This is a genomic window from Pseudomonas oryzicola (assembly GCF_014269185.2).
Lineage (GTDB): Bacteria > Pseudomonadota > Gammaproteobacteria > Pseudomonadales > Pseudomonadaceae > Aquipseudomonas > Aquipseudomonas oryzicola.
In genome coordinates this window covers 138,165-154,623 of sequence record NZ_JABWRZ020000002.1, presented here as the reverse complement: position 1 = coordinate 154,623, position 16,459 = coordinate 138,165, and the positions used below count along the sequence as shown (strand labels likewise).

Here is a 16,459-nt window from a genome sequence, read left to right as displayed (position 1 = left end):
ATGACGCCATCCCCCCTGCCTTATTTTCTTGGTTGTCCGTCCTGGAGCGAAAACGCCTGGCGCGACTACCTGTACCCCGCCGACGCCAACAGCAATGAAATGCTTGGCTTCTACTGCCAGGTGTTCAACGCGGTCGAGGGCAATACCACCTTCTATGCACGCCCGGCCCCCGGCACCATCGCCCGCTGGGCGCAGGTCATGCCCGCACATTTTCGCTTCACCGCGAAGTTTCCCCGGGATATCAGCCACGCCGGCGACCTGCGTGAGCAACTTGAGCCTGCCTGCGACTTTATCCGCCTGATGGCCCCGCTGGGCCAGCGTGTATCACCGTACTGGCTGCAGTTGCCGGCGCAGTTCGGCCCCGCACGGCTGGGCGAGCTTTGCCAGTTTCTCGACCAGGCTGGGGTGCCGCTGGCTGTGGAAGTGCGCAACCAGGCCTTCTTCGCCAAGGGTGAGGAAGAGCGGTTGCTCAACCGCCTGCTGCGCGAGCGTGGCGTGGAGCGCATCTGCCTGGACCCGCGCGCGCTGTTCAGTTGTACCTCGCGCGACCCGGCAGTGCTGCACGCGCAGGCGAAAAAGCCCAAGGTACCGCCACGCCCCGCAGCGTTCAGCCAGCACCCACAGGTGCGCTTCATCGGCCATCCACAGCTGGAAGCCAACGAGGCGTTTCTCACCCCATGGGTGGACAAGGTGGCCAGCTGGATCAAGGAGGGCCGCAGCCCCTACATCTTCCTGCACACTTCGGACAACCGCCTGGCCGCTGCCCTGGCCCAGCATTTTCACCAACGCCTGATGCGCCGCCTGCCAGGCCTTGCCGCGCTGCCGGAATTGCCGCGTGCGCCCGAGGTCGAACAACTGGGGCTACTATGAGCACTCCCTGACTGCCGGAGGTTGAACCATGGATGTGCAAACCCTGCGAGCCGAAGCCTTCAAGGCTTTGCATGAGCGTGACAGCGCTTTCGTCATCCCCAACCCCTGGGATGCCGGCTCTGCCAAGCTGCTGGCCAGCCTGGGTTTCGAAGCGCTGGCGAGCACCAGTGCCGGCCTGGCTTTCAGCCTGGGCCGGCCCGATGCCGAAGGCGCCTTGAGCCTGGACGAAACACTCGGCAATGCCGGCGAAATCGTCGATGCCACGGCGTTGCCGGTGGCGGCGGACCTGGAAAACGGCTTCGGCGACCTGCCGGAAGATTGCGCCCAGGCCATTCTGCGCGCTGCCGCAGTGGGCCTGGTGGGCGGCTCCATCGAAGATGCCAGTGGCCGTGGCGATATGCCAATCTATGACCTCGGGCTGGCGGTAGAGCGTGTGCGCGCAGCCGTGCAAGCCGCGCGTAGCCTGCCGTTCCCGTTCACCCTGTGCGCCCGGGCCGAGAACCTGTTGCATGGGCGCCTGGACCTGGACGACACCATCCGGCGCCTTCAGGCCTATGCCGAAGCCGGCGCCGATGTGCTCTATGCGCCTGGGCTGCGCACTGTCGAAGAAATCCGTGCGGTGGTACAAGCCGTTGCGCCGCGGCCGGTGAACGTGCTGATGGGCATGCCAGGCGTGCCGCTGAGCGTCAACCAGCTGCAGGACCTGGGCGTACGCCGTATCAGTGTCGGCTCGTCGCTGGCCCGCGCGGCGCTGGGGGCTTTCCACCGGGCCGCGCTGGAAATTCGCGATGAGGGCACGTTCGGCTACGGTGAGCAGGCGTTGCCGTTCGCCCAGCTCAACGAGCTGTTCCGCCGCTGATGCGGGCAGCAGGTGTGCCGTCAGCCCGAGGTTCTCAGGCGTGCACGCGCACGTTGTTCAGCACCACCGGGCGGGCCCAGTGCAGGTCGAACGCCAGGTCGGTCTGCTGCTTGGCCAGGGTGGTGTCGTCGAACGGTTCGGGCGCCGGGTCCAGCAGGTCGGTCTCGAACTCGGCAATGGGCAGGAACAGCGGCCGCGGCGCTGGCCCCGGGCCTGGTTCGGCAAGCGGCTGGCCCTGGCTCATCACCACCGGGCGCAGCCAGCTGTTGCTGATATCCAGCTGACGTTGCTGCTCGATCAGTTCGACCGCGCTGAATGGCTCGGGGGCGGGCGGCAGCAGGTTGGCTTCGAGTTCGGCCTTGGGCAGGAACAAAGGCTCGGGCGGTGCCACCACGGTATCCTGCACCGGGCAGGCCCGCTGGGCGTCGATCAGCGCCAGGGCGCGGGCGCCACCTATGGGTTCGCCGCTGTCCTGATCATAACGGACGAACGACTGGCTGACGCTATCCGCCGGCTCCTCCTGCTGCTCGGCCATGGCCCGGGCAAAAAAATCCTGCCACAGGTGGCTGACGCCCCCGAGTGCCTGGGTGTTGTGCTGACTGTAGTTGCCGACAGGCGACAGGTAGGTCAGGCCGATGGGAAGAGTATCTGACATGGGCAGTCGCGCGCGTTGTGCTCTGGCAGAATAGCGGAATATTGCCTGTATCGGCCGTGATGGCCGATACCTTAATGGCTGGGTTCAATTTTCAGGTGTGAATGATGGAAGAGCAGGGCACAGGTATCCGGGTCGAGGCACTGTCGGCGGAATTCGAGGCTCAAGCTGCTGCATGGGCCGAGCGCCTCGGCTTGCCGCTGCAGGACGAGGCCGCCGGGTTTGCCGTGCAGGTCGGCGTCGATGGCCTGCAAATCCAGCAGTTGGGCCCGCAGGCACCGGGGCCGGTACGGGTGGACTTCGTCGAGGGTCAGGCTGCGCACCGGCGCCAGTTTGGCGGCGGCACCGGGCAGATGATCGCCAAGGCCGTGGGTGTTGCCCAAGGGGTACGACCGCAGGTGCTCGATGCCACGGCCGGTCTGGGCAAGGATGCCTTCGTGCTGGCCAGCCTGGGTTGCCAGATGACCCTGATCGAACGTCAGCCACTGGTTGCCGCGCTGCTGGAGGACGGCCTGGCGCGGGCCCGGGCCGATGAAGAGGTGGCGCCGATCGTCGGGCGCATGCGCCTGCTGACCGGCAATGCCATCGAGCGCATGCGTGCCTGGGAAGGCGAGGCGCCGCAGGTGATCTACCTCGACCCGATGTTCCCGCACCGGGACAAGAGCGCCTTGGTGAAGAAGGAAATGCGCGTGTTCCGGCCGCTGGTGGGCGACGACCTGGACGCCCCGGCCTTGCTCGAAGCGGCCCTGGCGCTGGCCAGCCACCGGGTGGTGGTGAAGCGCCCGCGCAAGGCGCCGATCATCGACGGGCCAAAGCCGAGCCACAGCCTGGAGGGTAAGTCGAGCCGGTATGACATTTACCCGAAGAAGGCGCTGAAAGCCTGATTGCGCGGTGCCTGTGCGGGTATCAGGGTTGAAATGCGCGCAAGAACACCCCGACTACTTCGCGCACATGGGCCTCGGCCTCATCGCCTTCCAGCGGCCCCGCACAGCCCAGCAGCAAGCGATAGTCCGGTGCGCCCTTGACCAGGCAGAAGAAATGCTCCGCCGCGCGCCGTGGGTTGTCGACACGTAGCAGCCCGCGCTCATGCGCCCCGCGCAGCAGCGCTTCCATCCCGGCCAGCACGCGCTTGGGCCCGGCTTCGTAGAAATACTGGCCGAAGCTTGGGTCCAGGCTGCCCTGGGCCATGATCAGCCGGCACAGCTTCACCGCTTCATCACTGCTGACCAGCGCCTGGAAGCTGCGGGCGATGGTCAACAACACCTCTTCCACCGCCGCCCCCTCGGGGTATTCGAACAGCAGGTCGGGCAGCTGCAACTGACAAGTGGCCATGACCGCCGAGCAGAACAGGGTCTGCTTGTCGGTGAAGTGGCTGTACACGGTGAGTTTTGAAACACCTGCCGCCGCAGCGACCGCATCCATGCTGGTGTTGGCATAACCAAGGCTGAGAAACAGCGCCTTGGCCGCTTCGAGAATCGCCTCGCGCTTGGCCAGGTCCTTGGGCCGGCCCGGGCCTATGGGTGCGTCGTGGGACATGGGAACCCGCATTTTTTCAAAAGGTTGCTCATCTTACCGGCTCGAACGGCTTGCGGCTGCAGGTAAAACCATCGAACAGGAAACTCATGCCATGCGCTGATGAGTTTGGGTGCTTGTCTGAGCCGGAGTCAAAAGTGCTCGCAAATGTAGATTGGGTGCCGAGAATTCGAGGCGTTTTCCTGGGTGCCCGGAGTTCGGCTTTTTCAGCAACGGACACCTGAAGTGCAAACAGTGGCGATAAATTGACGAAACTTTTCTGACGCAGGTAGGTATATGCCATTCGTCGATTAATTGACATTTCGTCTGATGCGGGAATACGGTCGGGTGAGCGTCAAAAACGGCTAAATTATTGATTTAAAAGCATAAGCTGCGATGAGGGAAGTGCCGGTCCACATGTTCCACAAGGCACTGCGTGACGACGCCAGGGCCAGGCACTATGCCGCGCTCACCTAGACTCCGCTGAAGGGCCTGTAGGAGCACTGCAGCATGCGCCAGCAACCAATTGTTGTTTTCATTTCAACATTTCCGTCCCATTGCGGAACCCGACCGCAACCCCCGCCGGTTGCGCTACCGCCCGTGGCCCAGCGCCATTCAACCTCGTGCGGCACCGTCTGACTCATTGTCGGTTGCCATTGTTCATTGATCCTCGGCCAAGTCAGTCAGCGGCCGATAAGGACGGCTAAGAAAGCTAACAAGTGGAGGACAGGGACCGTTTTTCATGGGAGGCAGGAAGACAATGCCAGACCATAAAAAAACGATACGCGTGATGCTGATCGATTGTCGCCCGCTGGTACTCCTGGGGCTTCACGATCTGATCAACGCCAGAAAGCCCCGCATGGAAGTGAGTGGCCAGGCCACCACCTATGCCCATGCGCTGGACCTTGCCGATCAGTCGCGGCCCGATGTCATCTTCTTCAGTTTCTTTCCTGATGCGCTGGACCCGGTCGAGGTGGTTGCCGGCCTCGCGCGCACGGGCGACATGAAAGTGCTGGTGCTCAAGGGGTTGTACGAGACGGTCCCGGTGGCACACGCCATCGAGGCGGGCGCACGTGGCATCGTGCTGGCGGAAGACCCGACCGAGTCGATCATCCGGGCCATCGTCAAAGTCCATCATTGCGACACCGGGCTGGACAGAGCTTGGGTCAGCGGCCTTTCCGGTTATGCCTCGGCCAGGCATGTGCCGTTGAAATGCAACCTGGCACACGCGAAACATGCCCGGCTGACGTTGCGCGAGCAGGAACTGGTCCGTGCCATCGTTGGCGACCCGTCCGCCAAGTACATGTGCATCGCCGGGCGCTTGGGCATCAGCGAACACACCGTGCACAATCACCTCAGCAGCATCTATCAGAAGCTCAACCTCACCAACCGCATCGACTTGCTGATGTACGCGGTCAAGCATGGGCTAACCAGTAGCGAAGAGCCACCTGCGTCCACAGGCGGTGAGCACGACTGAGGCCCAGGCACAACGTAGCGGGCTGATGGCGCATGGTGGGGCTTTGGGGCGCGGTCTTTTGGTGTCGAAGGGCGAAGTTCGTCAGGGTCCTGCAGAAACGCTGCGAGGGTGGTTTTTCAGGCCACCCTCGCAGGTTTTCACTCAATATTCAGACGCTCCCATTGAAGATGTCGGTGTTGAGGATGTCGACCCCGACCAGGGTGATGGTCGTTGTCTGCCCGCCGGATTCGGCAATGGTCACGATGCTGTCTGCGCCGCTGTTGTCGATCGACTGAACGACGGCATTCGCATCGCCATTGAGCACCAGCGTGTCGCGTTGCCCCGCACCGGCATCGAACCCGCTGACCTGGTACAGGTGTTCAGCAGCCGACAGGTCGACGTTGAAGGCATCACGCTGGCCGGTGGTGCCAACCAGCGAGAAGTCGAACGGTGCATTGTCCGCTTCGTTGGCGAACAGGTTGGCGGCGAACGTACTGCTCGCGGAGTCGCCATCCTTGTCCGTCAGCGTTGCACTGAACTGCAGTTTGATGTCGCTGGCCAGGTTCTCGGTTTCCTTGATGAACTCGATCACCGGGATCTTGATTTCGCCTCGCGCCATCGTCAGTTGCACGGCATCGATCAGCGACGAACCTGCCTTCTGGATCAGGAACGACACCTGGCCGCCAGCCTCTGGGGTGAGGGTGTTCACCTCGGTCAGGTTCGACGTCGTTCCATCGGCGTAGTAGATGCGGTAGTACAGGTCCTCGGTCGCGGTGTCGTAGCCCCCTACGGAGTTGTCGATGTAGACCTTCATGCCCGTCAGCAAGGTTTCCGGGTTGATCACGAAGCTTTCATCGGCGTTGCTGATCGCTGCCAGGTTGTCACCCTGGAACAGGTTGTTGGCGACGCCGATACCGGACGTGCTGACGTTCATCGAGGCGGGGTCGATGTACGACGGCAGGGGATTGGTCTGGAGCTGGGCTTCGGTCGGGTCGGAAGCCCCGATGCCTATGCCGGTGAAGATGTCTGCCGTCGAGGCGAGCGCCTTGGCGGAGAAGAACACGATCTCCTCGGATGCCGATGGAATGCTTGGGTCACTGGTTTTAGGGATCAGCAAGGTCCGCACCGGGTCCGGGCCGCCGGCATCCAGCGAGCCATTGGCACTGCTGAGCGTGGTGACCGAATGGAAGCCTTGCACCAGGTCCAGGGTATAGCTGCCATTGGCATAGGCCGTCAGCGTGTAGTCGATCGTGGTGTTGGCCGTTGCGGCGTTGTTGTCGAAGTCTCCGGTCAAGGTGCCGGTGAAGTGGAACGCGCCATTGGCATCGGGCGAAGGCGACGTTTCGGTCAGTGTGCCAGTGCCGGTCGTGGTGCTGTTGTCGGGCCTGACCAGGGTGAACTGGCCACCCACCAGCGAAATGTCCAGGCCGGTCGCACCCAGGCCGTCGGCACCGATCGTATGGTTCCAGAAGCCGTATTGCGGCAGGGTGCTGCCGGTTCCGATCAGGTTGCCGAAGGCCAGGGATGGCCCATCATCGTGGAACACCAGGTTCTGCCCGATGTTGAGGGTGGCCTGGGCGCTGTCGCCATCCCTGTCGGTCTTGATCGCAGTCAAGGTCACCAGGTTGTCAGCGGTCAGGGTCTTCACGTCATCGGGGTTGGTGGGGTCGGGGTGCACGATGGCGCGGAGCTGGTCGAGGGTGACAGTGCCATTACTGGCGACGCTGACCGTGAACACCAGCGCGTTGGTAGTGGCCGTGCGGCCCTCCACCACGGTGCCATTGAGCGACAGGTTGACCGCCTCGCCGGTGGCCGTGTCCGTCAGGCCCGACGCGCCTGCCACCACGCCCAGGGCGTAGGTGAGCGTGCCTGCACCGTCGGCGCCGAAGGCCGAGGTGAAGTTGGCAGCGAAGCTTTGGCTGGCGTTGATCGCCAGGTTGGTTTCGTCGACGGTCAGGGTCGGCTCGGTGCCGGTAGTGCTGATGCTCGGGCCGTCATCCTTGAATACCAGGTTTTGCCCGATGTTGAGGGTGGCCTGGGCGCTGTCGCCGTCCTTGTCGGTCTTGGTCGCGGTCAAGGTCACCAGATTGTCGGCGCTCAGGGTCTTCGAGTCGTCCGGGTTAGTGGTGTCGGGGTGGACGATGGCGCGGAGCTGGTCGAGGGTGACGGTGCCATTACTGGCGACGCTGACCGTGAACACCAGCAGGTTGGTGGTGGCCGTGCGGCCTTCCACCACGGCGCCATTGAGCGACAGGTTGACCGCCTCGCCGGTAGCCGTGTCCGTCAGGCCGGAGGCGCCCGCCACCACGCCCAGGGCGTAAGTGAGCGTGCCGGCGCCATCGGCGCCGAACGCCGAGGTGAAGTTGGCGGCGAAGCTCTGGCTGGCGTTGATCGCCAGGTTGGTTTCGTCGACAGTCAGGGTCGGTTCCGTGCCGGTGGTGCTGATGCTCGGGCCGTCATCCTTGAACACCAGGTTCTGCCCGATGTTGAGGGTGGCTTGGGCGCTGTCGCCGTCCTTGTCGGTCTTGGTCGCGGTCAAGGTCACCAGGTTGTCGGCGCTCAGGGTTTTCGAGTCATCCGGGTTGGTGGTGTCGGGATGGACGATGGCGCGGAGCTGGTCGAGGGTGACCTCACCGTTGCTGGCCACACTGACCGTGAACACCAGCAGGTTGGTGGTGGCCGTGCGGCCTTCCACCACGGTGCCATTGAGCGACAGGTTGACTGCTTCCCCAGTGGCCGTGTCCGTCAGGCCGGAGGCGCCTGCCACCACGCCCAGGGCGTAGGTGAGTGTGCCTGCACCATCTGCTCCGAAGGCCGAGGTGAAGTTGGCGGCGAAGCTCTGTGTGGCGTTGATCGCCAGGTTGGTTTCATCGACGGTCAGGGTCGGCTCGGTGCCGGTAGTGCTGATGCTCGGGCCGTCATCCTTGAATACCAGGTTCTGCCCGATATTCAGCGTGGCCTGGGCGCTGTCGCCGTCCTTGTCGGTCTTGGTCGCGGTCAAGGTCACCAGGTTGTCGGCGCTCAGGGTCTTCGAGTCATCCGGGTTGGTGGTGTCGGGGTGGACGATGGCGCGGAGCTGGTCGAGGGTGACGGTGCCGTTACTGGCAACACTGACAGTGAACACCAGCAGGTTGGTGGTGGCCGTGCGGCCTTCTACCACGGTGCCATTGAGCGACAGGTTGACCGCCTCGCCGGTGGCCGTGTCCGTCAGGCCGGAGGCGCCTGCCACCACGCCGAGGGCGTAGGTGAGCGTGCCAGCGCCATCGGCGCCGAAGGCCGAGGTGAAGTTGGCGGCGAAGCTCTGGCTGGCGTTGATCGCCAGGTTGGTTTCATCGACGGTCAGGGTCGGTTCCGTGCCGGTGGTGCTGATGCTCGGGCCGTCATCCTTGAATACCAGATTCTGCCCGATATTCAGCGTGGCCTGGGCGCTGTCGCCGTCCTTGTCGGTCTTGGTCGCGGTCAGGGTCACCAGGTTGTCGGCGCTCAGGGTCTTCGAGTCATCCGGGTTGGTGGTGTCGGGGTGGACGATGGCGCGGAGCTGGTCGAGGGTGACGGTACCGTTACTGGCCACGCTGACAGTGAATACCAGCAGGTTGGTGGTGGCCGTGCGGCCTTCCACCACGGCGCCATTGAGCGACAGGTTGACCGCTTCCCCGGTGGCCGTGTCCGTCAGGCCGGAAGCGCCCGCCACCACGCCGAGGGCGTAAGTGAGCGTGCCAGCGCCATCGGCGCCGAACGCCGAGGTGAAGTTGGCGGCGAAGCTCTGGCTGGCGTTGATCGCCAGGTTGGTTTCGTCGACGGTCAGGGTCGGCTCGGTGCCGGTGGTGCTGATGCTCGGGCCGTCATCCTTGAATACCAGGTTCTGCCCGATATTCAGTGTGGCCTGGGCGCTGTCGCCGTCCTTGTCGGTCTTGGTCGCGGTCAAGGTCACAAGGTTGTCGGCGCTCAGGGTCTTCGAGTCATCCGGGTTGGTGGTGTCAGGGTGGACGATGGCGCGGAGCTGGTCGAGGGTGACGGTGCCGTTACTGGCAACACTGACAGTGAACACCAGCAGGTTGGTGGTGGCCGTGCGGCCTTCTACCACGGTGCCATTGAGCGACAGGTTGACCGCCTCGCCGGTGGCCGTGTCCGTCAGGCCGGAGGCGCCTGCCACCACGCCGAGGGCGTAGGTGAGCGTGCCAGCGCCATCGGCGCCGAAGGCCGAGGTGAAGTTGGCGGCGAAGCTCTGGCTGGCGTTGATCGCCAGGTTGGTTTCATCGACGGTCAGGGTCGGTTCCGTGCCGGTGGTGCTGATGCTCGGGCCGTCATCCTTGAATACCAGATTCTGCCCGATATTCAGCGTGGCCTGGGCGCTGTCGCCGTCCTTGTCGGTCTTGGTCGCGGTCAGGGTCACCAGGTTGTCGGCGCTCAGGGTCTTCGAGTCATCCGGGTTGGTGGTGTCGGGGTGGACGATGGCGCGGAGCTGGTCGAGGGTGACGGTACCGTTACTGGCCACGCTGACAGTGAATACCAGCAGGTTGGTGGTGGCCGTGCGGCCTTCCACCACGGCGCCATTGAGCGACAGGTTGACCGCTTCCCCGGTGGCCGTGTCCGTCAGGCCGGAAGCGCCCGCCACCACGCCCAGGGCGTAAGTGAGCGTGCCTGCACCATCGGCGCCGAAGGCCGAGGTGAAGTTGGCGGCGAAGCTCTGGCTGGCGTTGATCGCCAGGTTGGTTTCATCGACGGTCAGGGTCGGCTCGGTGCCAGTGGTACTGATGCTCGGGCCGTCATCCTCGAAGACCATCTTGGAGCCGATTTCAGCGGTAGCGGTAGTGACCTGAAGTAGCTTCAGGCCGCCGATATCGAAATCGGCATGTGTATCGCCCTTGGCGTCCACGGCAGCGCCATTCTGGACGAGCACACGGTTGTGATCCTGTGTGGTGGTGTACTCGATTCGCTGGCCGGCGGTAATGCCAGTGAGGGTGGCGACCCCCGAGGCGAAGGTGATGACGATGTTCGGGTCATTCACCGCCCCGTTCGAGTTTTCGACTACTTGCCCCGTGGCGATATCGATGACGCGAACGTTGGTGATCGCCACTGCAGCATCGTTACTGTAGCCATTGATGAAGTTCACCCCAGGTTCAGCGGCCGTGCTGAAGGCGCTGACCGTGACCACGGCGCTCTTGCCGCTTTGCAGTTGCACCACATCGAAACTGGCCGACTTGGCATTGAAAACAGCGGTGTAGTCGATGTTGGCTTCAATGTCCGCTTCGTTCTGGTCCAGGTTGGGAATGGTTACATTCTGCCGGGCGCCGGTGACGAAGGAGAAACGGATACCTTCCTGTTCCACGATCATCTGGTTGTTGGTGCCGAAGGTGGTCGGGCCACCCGCCTGGCTGGTGTTGATCGTATCGCCGGTGGTGATGTTGGCACCGCTCGACTGGTCGGCCGGGTCCTTCCCGGTGGCGATGATGGTCGGGTCGCTGATGCGCAGGATGCCGCCGTCATTGACCACGGTCGGGTTCGCGGTGGTGAACATCAGGAACAGGTTCTGCCCGGAAGGGGCATTGGCCAGGCTGAACTGCAGGTCCTGGTTGGTGCCGATGAACACCTTGTTCAGCAGATTGACGGCATCGTCAGGGTTGCTGGTGTCCGGGTGCAGCAGCGGCTGGTATTCCACCGTCCAGATCTTGCCGCCGCTGACCGGCGATCCGGTTTCTTCGATGTAACCGGCAAAGATGATTGCGCCTGATGGCCCGCCAGCACGGCCCAGCACGATGTTGTTGTCGCTGGTATCGGTGTAGAGCAGGATGCTGACGCCATCGAGGGTATCCAGCCCACTGTCCAGGCCATTGAGCGGCGCGCCAGCGCTGTTGGTGAAGCTGACGTCGGTGATGGTGCCGCCCGGTGCCGGGGTGATGGTGAAGGCATTGCTGCCGGTGTTGCCCACGGCCCCGGTATAGCCGCTCAAGGCAGCCCCTGCCGGGGTACCGGCGCCCAGTGCGGTCAGGCGGGTCGAGAACGCGGAGGGCAGGGAGGCCACCAGGATGTCGTTGTCGTCGGCATCCGAGGCCGGGCTTGGTGTGGCTGTGGCATTTTGCAACCCGGCCGTTTCGTCCAGCGTCACGTTCACACCGGTCGCGGTGATCACTGCGCTGTCGGTGAACGACGTCGTCGCCACCACGTCGTCAGCCGTGCCGAACACCTGGTCGGCACCCGCGCCAGTGGCGCTGAGCAGGAAGGTGGCGCCCGCCGAGTCGTCGGGGTTGACGTACCACGAAGTGGTGATGCTGCCGTTGACCTGGCCGTCCAGGTCGCCAGCGCCGCCGTCGGTCACGTACCACGGGTCGTGGCCCTCGCCGGATTCGCTGGCGAGCACATCGTCGGGGGTGCCCCACAGGTTGTCCGCACCGGCGCCCGTGGCATGGTCCACCTCGAATGCGACCGTGCTGCCAGCAGCGAAGCCGCTGGCCGTGACGGTGGCGGTGCTGCCAGGGCTATAGTCGCTGAGATCGGTGGTGACGGTAGGTGGGGAGATGGGGGCTAGGTCGTCGGTGGGGTTGTGTTTGTCCGTTGGCGATGCGTTCTTCTTGTTCATGGTCATGGCTCTCTCCCAAGCGCTGCCAGTTGTCGAGGCCTGGCTGCAGACCTCCGCTACAGGCCTCAACTATGGATAAGCGCCACCGGCTGCGCATCGGCTGATACTCCCAGGCGGCCTGGGAGTATTGGACTACCTGGCACCGGAGCCGGGCGCCCGATGTGAAAAGGTGGCCCGATTTTTCTTCCGGCGCTGGCTTCCCGGCTTCGGTTCGCTGATTTAATATACTTGCCAGTATAAATATTCAGACGTGCACCTCGCGAAAGGATTCATCATGTTGCGCCATGCCTTGTCCATCGCCCTGTCCACCGCCGCAGTGCTGTTGCTGGCAGCGTGCGGCCAGGAAGCCGTCCCACCTGCCGCGCCGCGCCCGGCACTGGTGGTGCAACCGCAACCGGCCGAAGCCGCTGCCGACAGTTACCCCGGCGAAGTGCGGGCGCGCTTCGAGCCGGAGCTGGCCTTCCGCATTGCCGGCAAGGTCAGCAAGCGCCTGGTCGAGGAAGGGCAGCGGGTCAAGGCCGACCAGCCGCTGGCCGAGCTCGACCCACAGGATGTGCGCCTGCAACTGGAAGCCAATCGTGCCCAGCTGGCGGCCGCCGAGGCCAACCTGGCGCTGGTGCGTGCCGAGCGCGATCGCTACCAGAAGCTGCTGGACCGGCAGATGGTCAGCCGTTCGCAGTACGACAACGCCGAAAACCTCTACCGCGCCGGGCTGGCCCGCCTCAAGCAGGCCAAGGCCGAGTTCGACGTCGCCGGCAACCAGGCCGAATATGCCGTGCTGCGTGCACCGCAGGCCGGGGTGATCGCCAAGCGCCAGGTGGAAGTGGGCCAGGTGGTCGCGGCCGGGCAGACCGTATTCACCCTCGCTGCCGATGGCGAACGGGAAGTGCTCATCGGCCTGCCGGAGCAGCAGTTCGCCCGCTTCGCCGTGGGCCAGCCGGTGAGCGTGGAACTGTGGTCGCACCCGCAGGAGCGCTTCCAGGGGCGCATCCGCGAGCTGTCACCGGCCGCCGACCCGCGCTCGCGTACCTTTGCCGCACGCATCGCTTTCACCTCCGCAGCCACGCCGGCGGAGCTGGGCCAGAGCGCTCGGGTATACATCGCCCACGAAGGCACGATCCCGTTGGCCGTACCGCTGTCGGCGGTTACTGCAGAGAATGGCCAGGCCTACGTCTGGCGGGTCAACAAGGACAGCCGCCTGGAGCGGGCGGTGGTGCGCCTGGGCGCCTACGGTGCCGACAGTGTGCCGGTACTGGAGGGCCTTGCCGCGGGCGACTGGATAGTCGCCGCCGGTGGCCATGTGTTGCGCGAGGGCCAGGAAGTACGCCCTGTGGACCGCACCAACCGTGTAGTGAACCTGACGGCCAAGGAGTAAGTCCCGATGGGTTTCAACCTTTCTGCCTGGGCGCTGCGCAACCGCCAGATCGTCCTGTTTCTGATGATCCTGCTGGCGGCCATTGGCGCGATGTCCTACACCAAGCTCGGCCAGAGCGAAGACCCGCCGTTCACCTTCAAGGCCATGGTCATCCGCACCCTGTGGCCGGGTGCCAGCGCCGAAGAGATGTCGCGCCAGGTCACCGAACGCATCGAGAAAAAACTGATGGAAACCGGCGAATACGAGCGGATTGTCTCGTTCTCCCGGCCCGGTGAATCGCAGGTTACCTTCATGGCCCGTGACTCGCTGCATTCCAGGGATATCCCCGAGCTGTGGTATCAGATCCGCAAGAAGGTCGCGGACATCCGCCACACCCTGCCGCCGGAAATCCAGGGCCCGTTCTTCAACGACGAGTTCGGCACCACCTTCGGCAATATCTATGCGCTGACCGGCAAGGGCTTCGACTATGCCGTGCTCAAGGACTATGCCGACCGTATCCAGATCCAGCTGCAGCGGGTCAAGGACGTCGGCAAGGTCGAGCTGGTGGGTCTGCAGGACGAAAAAATCTGGATCGAGCTGTCCAACCTCAAGCTGGCCACCCTCGGTGTGCCGTTGGCGGCCGTGCAGCAGGCCCTGCAGGAGCAGAACGCGGTCAGCACCGCCGGCTTCTTCGAAACCCCCAGCGAGCGCCTGCAGTTGCGGGTAAGCGGGCGTTTCGGCAGCGTCGAGCAGATACGCCAGTTCCCCATTCGCGTGGCTGACCGTACCTTCCGCATCGGCGATGTCGCCGAGGTGCACCGGGGCTTCAACGACCCACCCGCACCGCGCATGCGCTTCATGGGCGAGGATGCCATCGGCCTGGCCGTGTCGATGAAGGACGGCGGCGATATCCTGGTGCTGGGCAAGGCCCTGGAAGGCGAGTTCGAGCGCCTGGCACGCAGCCTGCCGGCCGGCATGGAGCTGCGCAAGGTGTCCGACCAGCCGGCAGCGGTCAAGGCTGGTGTGGGCGAATTCATCCAGGTGCTGGTCGAGGCGCTGGCCATCGTGCTGCTGGTGAGCTTCTTCTCGCTGGGCTTGCGCACCGGCCTGGTGGTAGCACTGGCGATTCCGCTGGTGCTGGCCATGACCTTCGCCGCCATGCATTACTTTGGCATCGGCCTGCACAAGATCTCCCTTGGCGCACTGGTGCTGGCGCTGGGCCTGCTGGTGGATGACGCGATCATTGCGGTGGAGATGATGGCGATCAAGATGGAGCAGGGCTACGACCGGCTCAAGGCGGCCAGCCATGCCTGGACCAGCACTGCCTTCCCGATGCTTACCGGCACCCTGATCACGGCGGCAGGCTTCCTGCCGATTGCCACGGCGGCCTCCGGCACTGGTGAATACACCCGTTCGATCTTCCAGGTAGTGACCATCGCCTTGCTCACCTCCTGGGTGGCCGCCGTGGTCTTCGTGCCTTACCTCGGCGAGCGCCTGCTGCCAGACCTGGCCAAACTGCATGCTGCGCGCCATGGCCAGGATGGCCACGCGCCAGACCCCTACGCCACCCCGTTCTACCAGCGCGTGCGGCGGGTGGTGGAGTGGTGCGTACGGCGGCGCAAGACTGTCATCCTGCTGACCATTGCCGCCTTTGTCGGCAGCATCCTGCTGTTCCGCTTCGTGCCCCAGCAATTCTTCCCGGCCTCCGGGCGCCCGGAGCTGTTGGTCGACCTGAAGCTGGCCGAAGGCAGTTCGCTGGCCAACACTGCCGAGCGAGTCAAGCAGTTGGAGGCGCTGCTCCGGCAGCAGGACGGCATCGACAACTATGTGGCCTACGTGGGCACCGGCTCGCCGCGCTTCTACCTGCCGCTGGACCAGCAACTGCCGGCGGCCAGCTTCGCCCAGTTCGTGGTGCTGGCCAAGTCGATGGAAGACCGCGAGCGCTTGCGCAGCTGGCTGATCAACAGCATGGACCAGCAGTTCCCTGACCTGCGCGCCCGCGTCACCCGCCTGGAAAACGGCCCGCCCGTGGGTTATCCAGTGCAGTTCCGTGTCACCGGCGAACACATCGAGAAAGTCCGTGCGCTGGCCCGCGAAGTGGCCGACAAGGTCCGCGAGAACCCGCATGTGATAAACGTGCACCTGGACTGGGAGGAACCGAGCAAGGCGGTATTCCTCGAAATCGACCAGGACCGCGCACGTGCCCTGGGCGTCAGTACTTCGCACCTGTCGAGCTTCCTGCAGAGCTCGCTGACCGGTACCACGGTCAGCCAGTACCGCGAGGACAACGAGCTGATCGAGATCCTGCTGCGCGGCACCCGCCAGGAACGCAACGAGCTGGGCAACCTCGGCAGCTTGGCGCTGCCTACCGAGAATGGCCAGAGCGTGGCATTGTCGCAGGTGGCAACCTTGGCCTACGGTTTCGAGGAAGGCATCATCTGGCACCGCAACCGTTTGCCGACGGTGACCGTGCGTGCCGACATCTACGACCAGGAGCAGCCGGTGACGCTGGTCAAGCAGATCGATCCGACCCTGAAGGAAATTCGCGCCAGGCTGCCCGATGGCTACCTGCTGGAGGTAGGTGGCACGGTTGAAGACTCCGAGCGCGGGCAGAAGTCGGTGAATGCCGGCATGCCGCTGTTCGTGGTGGTGGTGTTGAGCTTGCTGATGATCCAGCTGCGCAGCTTCTCGCGCACGGTGATGGTGTTCCTCACCGCACCGCTGGGGCTGATCGGGGTGACCTTGTTCCTGCTGGTGTTCCGTCAGCCGTTCGGCTTCGTCGCGATGCTCGGCACCATCGCCCTGGCGGGGATGATCATGCGCAACTCGGTGATCCTGGTGGACCAGATCGAGCAGGACATCGCGGCGGGCCAGGACCGTTGGCAGGCGATCATCGAAGCCACGGTGCGGCGCTTCCGGCCGATCGTGCTGACCGCACTGGCGGCAGTACTGGCGATGATCCCGTTGTCGCGCAGCGTGTTCTACGGGCCGATGGCAGTGGCGATCATGGGCGGCTTGATCGTGGCCACGGTGCTGACCTTGCTGTTCCTGCCGGCGTTGTATGCGGCCTGGTTCCGGGTGAAAAAGGGCTGAAGTTCGCAGGGGAGGGCTTCGCCCTCCTTTCGCGATACATGGCCGCCCCTACAAGGTAAGGCACTGCCCTTGGAAGGTGTGCAGGA

Annotated in this window: 10 protein-coding genes; 6 read left to right on the top strand and 4 right to left on the bottom strand. The window is 64.2% G+C overall.

The window, feature by feature from the left end; translation table 11 throughout:
- Positions 1-870 carry a DUF72 domain-containing protein gene (locus HU760_RS18785; RefSeq protein WP_186673009.1) on the top strand — a complete coding sequence of 290 codons (870 nt, stop codon included), beginning with the start codon at positions 1-3 and terminating at the stop codon, positions 868-870.
- Positions 871-898: 28 nt separating this feature from the next.
- Entirely contained in the window at positions 899-1,729 is an 831-nt protein-coding gene (locus HU760_RS18780; protein ID WP_186673007.1) for an isocitrate lyase/PEP mutase family protein, read from the top strand.
- Positions 1,730-1,763: 34 nt separating this feature from the next.
- Here HU760_RS18780 and HU760_RS18775 read toward each other — a convergent pair whose 3' ends face one another.
- Positions 1,764-2,384: an energy transducer TonB gene (locus tag HU760_RS18775; RefSeq protein ID WP_186673005.1), complete on the bottom strand. Its 621-nt coding sequence runs from the start codon at positions 2,382-2,384 to the stop codon at positions 1,764-1,766.
- A gap of 104 nt (positions 2,385-2,488) precedes the next feature.
- Between HU760_RS18775 and HU760_RS18770 the strand changes: the two genes are divergently transcribed.
- The gene (locus HU760_RS18770; RefSeq protein WP_186673003.1) at positions 2,489-3,265 is read left to right on the top strand and encodes a class I SAM-dependent methyltransferase; all 777 of its coding nucleotides are present in this window, start codon (positions 2,489-2,491) and stop codon (positions 3,263-3,265) included.
- 22 nt (positions 3,266-3,287) lie between these two features.
- Here HU760_RS18770 and HU760_RS18765 read toward each other — a convergent pair whose 3' ends face one another.
- Positions 3,288-3,929 (bottom strand): TetR/AcrR family transcriptional regulator, encoded by a 642-nt coding sequence (locus HU760_RS18765; protein ID WP_186673001.1) that lies wholly within the window; start codon positions 3,927-3,929, stop codon positions 3,288-3,290.
- Positions 3,930-3,945: 16 nt separating this feature from the next.
- Positions 3,946-4,197: a hypothetical protein gene (locus tag HU760_RS18760; protein ID WP_186672999.1), complete on the bottom strand. Its 252-nt coding sequence runs from the start codon at positions 4,195-4,197 to the stop codon at positions 3,946-3,948.
- Positions 4,198-4,653: 456 nt separating this feature from the next.
- Here HU760_RS18760 and HU760_RS18755 point away from each other — a divergent pair, with 456 nt between their 5' ends.
- The gene (locus tag HU760_RS18755; RefSeq protein WP_186672997.1) at positions 4,654-5,370 is read left to right on the top strand and encodes a response regulator transcription factor; all 717 of its coding nucleotides are present in this window, start codon (positions 4,654-4,656) and stop codon (positions 5,368-5,370) included.
- A gap of 148 nt (positions 5,371-5,518) precedes the next feature.
- On the opposite strand, the gene HU760_RS18750 is transcribed toward HU760_RS18755, so the two are convergent.
- Positions 5,519-11,932, bottom strand: coding sequence for a DUF5801 repeats-in-toxin domain-containing protein (locus tag HU760_RS18750; RefSeq protein WP_225932875.1), 6,414 nt, complete (start codon positions 11,930-11,932; stop codon positions 5,519-5,521).
- A 268-nt stretch (positions 11,933-12,200) separates the two neighbouring features.
- Here HU760_RS18750 and HU760_RS18745 point away from each other — a divergent pair, with 268 nt between their 5' ends.
- Together HU760_RS18745 and HU760_RS18740 are read left to right on the top strand one after the other, a co-directional pair.
- Complete coding sequence (locus HU760_RS18745; protein ID WP_186679285.1) at positions 12,201-13,301, top strand: efflux RND transporter periplasmic adaptor subunit; 1,101 nt, start codon at positions 12,201-12,203, stop codon at positions 13,299-13,301.
- Positions 13,302-13,307: 6 nt separating this feature from the next.
- Positions 13,308-16,373, top strand: a complete 3,066-nt coding sequence (locus HU760_RS18740; protein ID WP_186679283.1) for an efflux RND transporter permease subunit — start codon at positions 13,308-13,310, stop codon at positions 16,371-16,373.
- Positions 16,374-16,459: the final 86 nt, after the last annotated feature.

What these genes read in the sequence shown, in the direction of transcription:
- HU760_RS18785 (WP_186673009.1), top strand. Translation starts at nt 1, where the DNA reads ATGACGCCATCCCCCCTGCCTTATTTTCTTGGTTGTCCGTCCTGGAGC.
- HU760_RS18755 (WP_186672997.1), top strand. Translation starts at nt 4,654, where the DNA reads ATGCCAGACCATAAAAAAACGATACGCGTGATGCTGATCGATTGTCGC.
- HU760_RS18740 (WP_186679283.1), top strand. Translation starts at nt 13,308, where the DNA reads ATGGGTTTCAACCTTTCTGCCTGGGCGCTGCGCAACCGCCAGATCGTC.
- HU760_RS18760 (WP_186672999.1), bottom strand. Translation starts at nt 4,197, where the DNA reads ATGGCATATACCTACCTGCGTCAGAAAAGTTTCGTCAATTTATCGCCA.
- HU760_RS18765 (WP_186673001.1), bottom strand. Translation starts at nt 3,929, where the DNA reads ATGCGGGTTCCCATGTCCCACGACGCACCCATAGGCCCGGGCCGGCCC.
- HU760_RS18750 (WP_225932875.1), bottom strand. Translation starts at nt 11,932, where the DNA reads ATGACCATGAACAAGAAGAACGCATCGCCAACGGACAAACACAACCCC.
- HU760_RS18780 (WP_186673007.1), top strand. Translation starts at nt 899, where the DNA reads ATGGATGTGCAAACCCTGCGAGCCGAAGCCTTCAAGGCTTTGCATGAG.
- HU760_RS18770 (WP_186673003.1), top strand. Translation starts at nt 2,489, where the DNA reads ATGGAAGAGCAGGGCACAGGTATCCGGGTCGAGGCACTGTCGGCGGAA.
- HU760_RS18745 (WP_186679285.1), top strand. Translation starts at nt 12,201, where the DNA reads ATGTTGCGCCATGCCTTGTCCATCGCCCTGTCCACCGCCGCAGTGCTG.
- HU760_RS18775 (WP_186673005.1), bottom strand. Translation starts at nt 2,384, where the DNA reads ATGTCAGATACTCTTCCCATCGGCCTGACCTACCTGTCGCCTGTCGGC.